Annotated in this window: 6 protein-coding genes; all 6 read left to right on the top strand. The window is 69.3% G+C overall.

The window, feature by feature from the left end; translation table 11 throughout:
• Nucleotides 1-406: NADH-quinone oxidoreductase subunit B (locus tag A9X03_RS15945; RefSeq protein ID WP_068261852.1), on the top strand; the 406-nt coding region annotated here is incomplete at its 5' end.
• The gene (locus A9X03_RS15940) at nucleotides 403-1128 is read left to right on the top strand and encodes an NADH-quinone oxidoreductase subunit C (protein WP_068261843.1); all 726 of its coding nucleotides are present in this window, start codon (nucleotides 403-405) and stop codon (nucleotides 1126-1128) included. The genes A9X03_RS15945 and A9X03_RS15940, both read left to right, overlap by 4 nt.
• Nucleotides 1128-2459: an NADH dehydrogenase (quinone) subunit D gene (gene nuoD / locus A9X03_RS15935; protein WP_067757063.1), complete on the top strand. Its 1332-nt coding sequence runs from the start codon at nucleotides 1128-1130 to the stop codon at nucleotides 2457-2459. Before A9X03_RS15940 ends, nuoD begins: the two co-directional genes overlap by 1 nt.
• On the top strand, nucleotides 2456-3214 hold the full coding sequence (gene nuoE, locus A9X03_RS15930) for an NADH-quinone oxidoreductase subunit NuoE (RefSeq protein WP_067757066.1): 759 nt from the start codon (nucleotides 2456-2458) through the stop codon (nucleotides 3212-3214). Before nuoD ends, nuoE begins: the two co-directional genes overlap by 4 nt.
• A complete protein-coding gene (gene nuoF / locus A9X03_RS15925) occupies nucleotides 3211-4533 on the top strand; it encodes an NADH-quinone oxidoreductase subunit NuoF (RefSeq protein ID WP_067757069.1) in 1323 nt (440 codons plus the stop codon). The genes nuoE and nuoF overlap by 4 nt, the downstream gene beginning before the upstream one ends.
• A 4-nt stretch (nucleotides 4534-4537) precedes the next feature.
• Nucleotides 4538-6736: NADH-quinone oxidoreductase subunit G (locus tag A9X03_RS15920; RefSeq protein WP_068261829.1), on the top strand; the 2199-nt coding region annotated here is incomplete at its 3' end.

The raw sequence follows: 6736 nt of genomic DNA, 5'->3' as shown, positions 1-6736 counted from the left end.
CGACATCGCGCGGTTCGGCATGGAACGGTTCTCGGCGACGCCGCGGCAGGCCGACCTGATGATCGTGGCCGGGCGGGTGAGCCAGAAGATGGCGCCGGTGCTGCGCCAGATCTACGACCAGATGGCAGAGCCGAAATGGGTGCTGGCCATGGGCGTGTGCGCGTCGTCCGGGGGCATGTTCAACAACTACGCGATCGTGCAGGGCGTCGACCACATCGTGCCGGTCGACATCTACCTGCCCGGCTGCCCGCCGCGGCCCGAGATGCTGCTGTACGCAATCCTGAAGCTGCACGAGAAGATTCAGGAGATGCCGCTGGGCGTCAACCGGGAAACCGCCATCGCCGAGGCCGAGCAGGCCGCGCTGTCGGCCCGGCCCACCATCGAGATGCGCGGGCTGCTGCGATGAGCTCGCCCGACCAGGACCCGAAGCAAGCGGCGACCGAAGGGGCCGGCGTGCCCCGTGCCGACGGTGAGGTCATCAACGTTCGCCGCGGCATGTTCGGCATCACCGGTAGCGGTGACACCACCGGGTACGGGCGGCTGGTGCGGGAGGTCGTGCTGCCCGGCAGCTCTCCCCGCCCATACGGGGGCTATTTCGACGACGTGGTGGACCGGCTGGCCGACGCTCTGCAGGCGGCCGACGTCGAATTCTCCGACGCGATAGAGAAAGTCGTGGTGTACCGCGACGAGCTGACCCTGCACGTGCGCCGCGAGGCGCTCCCCCAGGTGGCCCAGCGCCTTCGCGACGAACCGGAGCTGCGTTTCGAGATGTGCCTGGGCGTGAGCGGGGTGCACTATCCCCACGAGGCGGGCCGCGAACTGCACGCGGTGTATCCGCTCCAGTCGATCACGCACAACCGCCGCGTCCGGCTGGAAGTGGCTGCGCCGGACGGGGATCCGCACATCCCCTCGCTGTTCGGCGTCTATCCGACGACGGACTGGCACGAGCGCGAAACCTACGACTTCTTCGGCATCGTCTTCGACGGGCACCCGTCGCTCACCCGCATCGAGATGCCCGACGACTGGCATGGCCATCCGCAGCGCAAGGACTATCCCCTCGGCGGCATCCCGGTGGAATACAAGGGCGCGCAGATACCCCCGCCCGACGAGCGGAGAGCGTACAACTGATGAGCACAGTCACTGACTCGACCAACGGCGGAGGCGGCGCCGGTGAAACCGTGCTGGTCGCCGGCGGCCAGGACTGGGACCAGATCGTCGACGCCGCTCGCAACGCCGACCCCGGCGAGCGGATCGTCGTCAACATGGGACCCCAGCACCCGTCCACCCACGGCGTGCTGCGGCTGATCCTGGAGATCGAGGGCGAGACGGTCACCGACGTCCGCTGCGGAATCGGCTACCTGCACACCGGCATCGAGAAGAACCTGGAATACCGCTACTGGACCCAGGGCGTCACCTTCGTGACCCGAATGGATTATCTGTCACCGTTTTTCAACGAGACCGCGTACTGCCTGGGCGTGGAGAAGCTGCTCGGCATCACCGATCAGATCCCGGAGCGGGTCAACGTCATCCGGGTGATGATGATGGAGCTCAACCGGATCTCCTCGCATCTGGTCGCATTGGCCACCGGCGGCATGGAGCTGGGCGCCATGACGCCGATGTTCGTCGGCTTCCGCGGCCGCGAGATCGTGCTGACCCTGTTCGAGAAGATCTCCGGATTGCGGATGAACAGCGCCTACATCCGGCCGGGCGGCGTGGCACAGGACCTGCCGCCGGGTGCGGAGTCCGACGTCGCCGAGGCCCTCAAGCCGCTGCGCCAGGTGCTGCGCGAAATGGGCGGCCTACTCAACGAAAACGCCATCTGGAAGGCGCGCACCCAGGACATCGGCTACCTGGACCTGACCGGGTGCATGGCGCTGGGCATCACCGGGCCGATCCTACGGGCCACCGGGTTGCCGCACGACCTGCGCAAGAGCGAACCGTACTGCGGATATGAAAACTATGAATTCGACGTGATGACCGCCGACACGTGTGATGCTTACGGGCGCTACATGATTCGCGTCAACGAGATGTGGGAGTCGATCAAGATCATCGAGCAGTGTCTGGACAAGTTGAAGCCGGGCCCGACCATGATCGAGGACCGCAAGATCGCCTGGCCGGCCGACTTGAAGGTGGGCCCCGACGGCATGGGGAACTCACCGGAGCACATCGCCAAGATCATGGGCAGCTCGATGGAGGCGTTGATCCACCACTTCAAATTGGTCACCGAGGGCATCCGCGTTCCCGCGGGCCAGGTCTACACCGCGGTGGAGTCGCCGCGCGGCGAACTCGGCGTGCACATGGTCAGCGACGGCGGCACCCGCCCCTACCGGGTGCACTACCGGGACCCCTCGTTCACCAACCTGCAGTCGGTAGCCGCGATGTGCGAGGGCGGCATGGTGGCCGATTTGATCACCGCGGTCGCCAGCATCGACCCGGTCATGGGCGGGGTCGACCGGTGACCGGCCCGCAGGGACAGCCGGTCTTCCTCCGGCTCGGACCGCCGCCGGAGGAGCCCAACGCGTTCGTCACCGAGGGTGCGCCGCAGTCGTATTCGCCGGAGGTGCGGGCACGGCTGGAAGTCGACGCCAAGGAGATCGTCGGCCGCTACCCCAACAAGCGCTCGGCGCTGCTGCCGTTGCTGCACCTGGTGCAGGCCGAGGACTCCTACCTGACCCCGGCCGGTCTGGAGTTCTGCGGGGAGCAGCTGGGACTGACCGGCGCCGAGGTGTCGGCGGTGGCGAGCTTCTACACCATGTACCGCCGCGGGCCCACGGGTGACTACCTCGTCGGTGTCTGCACCAACACGCTGTGCGCCATCATGGGCGGCGACGCGATATTCGACGCGCTGAAGGAACATCTGGGCATCGGCAACGACGAGACCACCCCCGACGGCTCGGTCACCCTGCAACACATCGAGTGCAACGCCGCCTGCGATTACGCGCCGGTGGTGATGGTCAACTGGGAGTTCTTCGACAACCAGACGTGCGACTCGGCACGCGAACTCGTCGACTCGTTGCGCTCCGGTGAGCCCAAGCCGCCGACGCGGGGCGCCCCGCTGTGCGCCTTCCGCGAGACGTCGCGCATCCTGGCCGGCCTGCCCGACGAGCGCCCGGACCAGGGCCAGGGCGGGGCGGGCGAGGCCACCCTGGCCGGGCTGAAAGTGGCGCAGGAACACGGCATGCAGGCGCCGACTCCCCCGGGGAGCCCGTCATGACGACCTCTCAGGCCACGCCGCTCACCCCGGTCATCAGCCGCTTCTGGGACGACCCGGAGTCCTGGACCCTGGAGACCTACCGCCGGCACGACGGCTACGAGGCGATGAAGAAGGCGCTGGCCATGGCGCCCGACGACGTCATCGCAACCGTCAAGGACTCCGGGCTGCGCGGCCGCGGCGGCGCCGGCTTCTCGACCGGCACCAAGTGGTCGTTCATCCCGCAGGGCGACACCGGCGCGGCCGCCAAGCCGCACTACCTCGTGGTCAACGCCGACGAGTCCGAACCCGGTACGTGCAAAGACATTCCGTTGATGCTGGCGACGCCGCACGTACTGGTCGAGGGTGTGATCATCGCCGCCTACGCGATCCGGGCCAGCCACGCGTTCATCTACGTGCGCGGCGAGGTGCTGCCGGTGCTGCGCCGCCTGCAGAACGCGGTGGCCGAGGCCTACGCCGCCGGATACCTGGGCCGCGACATCAACGGTTCGGGGTTCGACCTCGAGCTGGTGGTGCACGCCGGCGCCGGCGCCTACATCTGCGGCGAGGAGACCGCGCTGCTCGATTCCCTGGAGGGCCGGCGCGGCCAGCCCAGGCTGCGCCCGCCGTTCCCCGCGGTGGCGGGCCTCTACGGCTGCCCCACGGTGATCAACAACGTCGAGACGATCGCCAGCGTGCCCTCGATCATCCTCAACGGCGTCGACTGGTTCCGGTCCATGGGCAGCGAGAAATCGCCCGGCTTCACGCTGTATTCGCTGAGCGGGCACGTCGCTCGGCCCGGCCAGTACGAGGCGCCGCTGGGCATCACGCTGCGCGAATTGCTCGCCTACGCCGGCGGAGTGCGGGCTGGGCACCGACTCAAGTTCTGGACCCCCGGCGGATCGTCCACCCCGCTGCTCACCGACGAGCACCTCGACGTGCCGCTGGACTACGAGGGCGTGGGCGGGGTCGGCTCGATGCTGGGCACCAAGGCGCTGGAGATCTTCGACGAGACCACCTGCGTGGTGCGCGCCGTGCGCCGCTGGACGTACTTCTACAAGCACGAATCGTGCGGGAAGTGCACCCCCTGCCGGGAGGGGACCTTCTGGCTGGACCAGATCTACGAGCGGCTTGAAACCGGTACGGGCACCAGCGAGGACATCGACAAGCTGTTGGACATCTCCGACACCATCCTGGGGAAGTCGTTCTGCGCGTTGGGCGATGGCGCCGCCAGCCCGGTGATGTCGTCGATCAAGTTCTTTCGCGACGAATACGTGGCCCACGTCGAAGGCGGTGGCTGCCCGTTCGACCCCAGAGACTCCATGCTGAACGGAAAGGCTTGACACTTTGACCAGTGCCGCCAAAACCGAGACCGGCGACCCCAAGGACGGCCCCGAGCGTCCGCCGGACATGGTGACGCTGACCATCGACGGCAACGAAATCAGCGTGCCCAAGGGCACTTTGGTGATCCGAGCGGCCGAATTGATGGGCGTCCAGATCCCGCGGTTCTGCGACCACCCGCTGCTCGAGCCCGTCGGTGCCTGCCGGCAGTGCCTGGTCGAGGTCGAGGGGCAGCGCAAGCCGATGGCGTCGTGCACGACGGTCGCCACCGACGACATGGTGGTGCGCACGCAGCTCACCTCCGAGGCCGCCGACAAGGCCCAGCACGGGGTGATGGAGCTGCTGCTCATCAACCACCCGCTCGATTGCCCGATGTGCGACAAGGGCGGCGAGTGCCCGCTGCAGAACCAGGCGATGTCCAACGGCCGCACCGATTCTCGCTTCACCGACGTCAAGCGCACGTTCGCCAAGCCGATCAACATCTCCGCCCAGGTGCTGCTGGATCGCGAGCGCTGCATCCTGTGCGCCCGCTGCACCCGATTCTCCGAGCAGATCGCCGGCGACCCCTTCATCGACATGCAGGAGCGGGGCGCCCTGCAGCAGGTCGGCATCTACGCCAACGAGCCGTTCGACTCGTACTTCTCGGGCAACACGGTGCAGATCTGCCCGGTCGGCGCGCTGACCGGAACGGCCTACCGCTTCCGCGCCCGCCCGTTCGACCTGGTGTCCAGCCCCAGCGTGTGCGAGCACTGCGCGTCCGGGTGCGCCCAGCGCACCGACCACCGGCGCGGCAAGGTGCTGCGCCGCCTGGCCGGCGACGACCCCGAGGTCAACGAGGAGTGGAACTGCGACAAGGGCCGGTGGGCGTTCACCTACGCGACCCAGCCGGACGTCATCACCACTCCCCTGATCCGTGATGCGGACGGCGCGCTGGTGCCCGCGTCGTGGTCGCACGCGATGGCCACGGCGATCCGGGGCCTCGAGGCGGCCCGCGGGCGCACGGGCGTGCTGGTCGGCGGCCGGGCGACGCTGGAGGACGCCTACGCCTACTCGAAGTTCGCCCGAATCGTGCTGGACAGCAACGACATCGACTTCCGCGCCCGCCCCAGCTCGGCCGAGGAGGCCGGCTTCCTGGCGGCACACATCGCCGGCCGGCGCAATGTCAGCTATTCCGATCTGGAATCCGCGCCGGTGGTGGTGCTCGTCGGCTTCGAGCCCGAGGACGAGTCCCCGATCGTGTTCCTGCGACTGCGCAAGGCCGCCCGCAAGCGCGGGCTGCCGGTGTACGCGATCGCGCCGTTCGCCACGCGGGCGCTGGTGAAGATGTCGGGCCGGCTGATCAAGACCGCTCCGGGGGGCGAGGCCGCGGCGCTGGACGCGCTGGGCACCGGCGAGGTGGGCGACCTGCTCTCCTCCCCGGGCGCGGTCATCATGGTCGGGGAACGGCTGGCCACGGTGCCCGGCGGGCTGTCCGCCGCCGCCCGGCTCGCCGACGCCACCGGGGCCCGGCTGGCGTGGGTGCCGCGGCGGGCCGGCGAGCGCGGCGCGCTGGAGGCCGGCGCGCTGCCCACCCTGCTGCCCGGCGGCCGCCCGCTTGACGACGAGGCCGCCCGCGCACAGATCGCGGCGGCGTGGCACGTCTCCGAATTGCCTTCCGCCGGTGGGCGTGACGTCGAGGGCATCCTCGCCGGCGCCGCCGACGGGACGCTGGGCGCCCTGCTGGTCGGCGGCGTCGAACCCGACGACTTCGCCGATCCCCAAGCCGTGCTGGCCGCGCTGGACTCCGCTGGCTTCGTGGTCAGCCTGGAGCTGCGGGGCAGCGCGGTGACCGAGCGCGCCAACGTGGTGTTCCCGGTCGCGCCGACGACGCAGAAGGCCGGCGCCTTCGTCAACTGGGAGGGCCGCTACCGCCCCTTCGAACCCGCGCTGCGCGGCACCATCGCGCAGGCCAGCCAGTCCGACCACCAAGTACTCGACGCGCTGGCCGAGGAGATGGGCGTCTATCTCGGCCTGTCGACCGCCGAAGCGGCCCGCACGGAACTGGCCGGGCTGGGCACCTGGGACGGCGGCTGGGCGTCCGGCCCGTCCGTCGCGACCCCGGAGCCGACCCAGCCCGGTGCGGGTGAAGCCGTGCTCACCGGCTGGCGGATGCTGCTCGACAACGGCCGGACGCAAGACGGCGAGCCGCATTTGGCCGGCACCGCA

The sequence above is a fragment of the Mycobacterium sp. E1715 genome (assembly GCF_001667625.1).
GTDB lineage: Bacteria > Actinomycetota > Actinomycetes > Mycobacteriales > Mycobacteriaceae > Mycobacterium.
Note: the sequence above shows the minus strand (reverse complement) of the source record. Positions and strands in the feature narration are given on the sequence as shown.

What these genes read in the sequence shown, in the direction of transcription:
- A9X03_RS15940 (WP_068261843.1), top strand. Translation starts at nt 403, where the DNA reads ATGAGCTCGCCCGACCAGGACCCGAAGCAAGCGGCGACCGAAGGGGCC.
- nuoD (WP_067757063.1), top strand. Translation starts at nt 1,128, where the DNA reads ATGAGCACAGTCACTGACTCGACCAACGGCGGAGGCGGCGCCGGTGAA.
- nuoF (WP_067757069.1), top strand. Translation starts at nt 3,211, where the DNA reads ATGACGACCTCTCAGGCCACGCCGCTCACCCCGGTCATCAGCCGCTTC.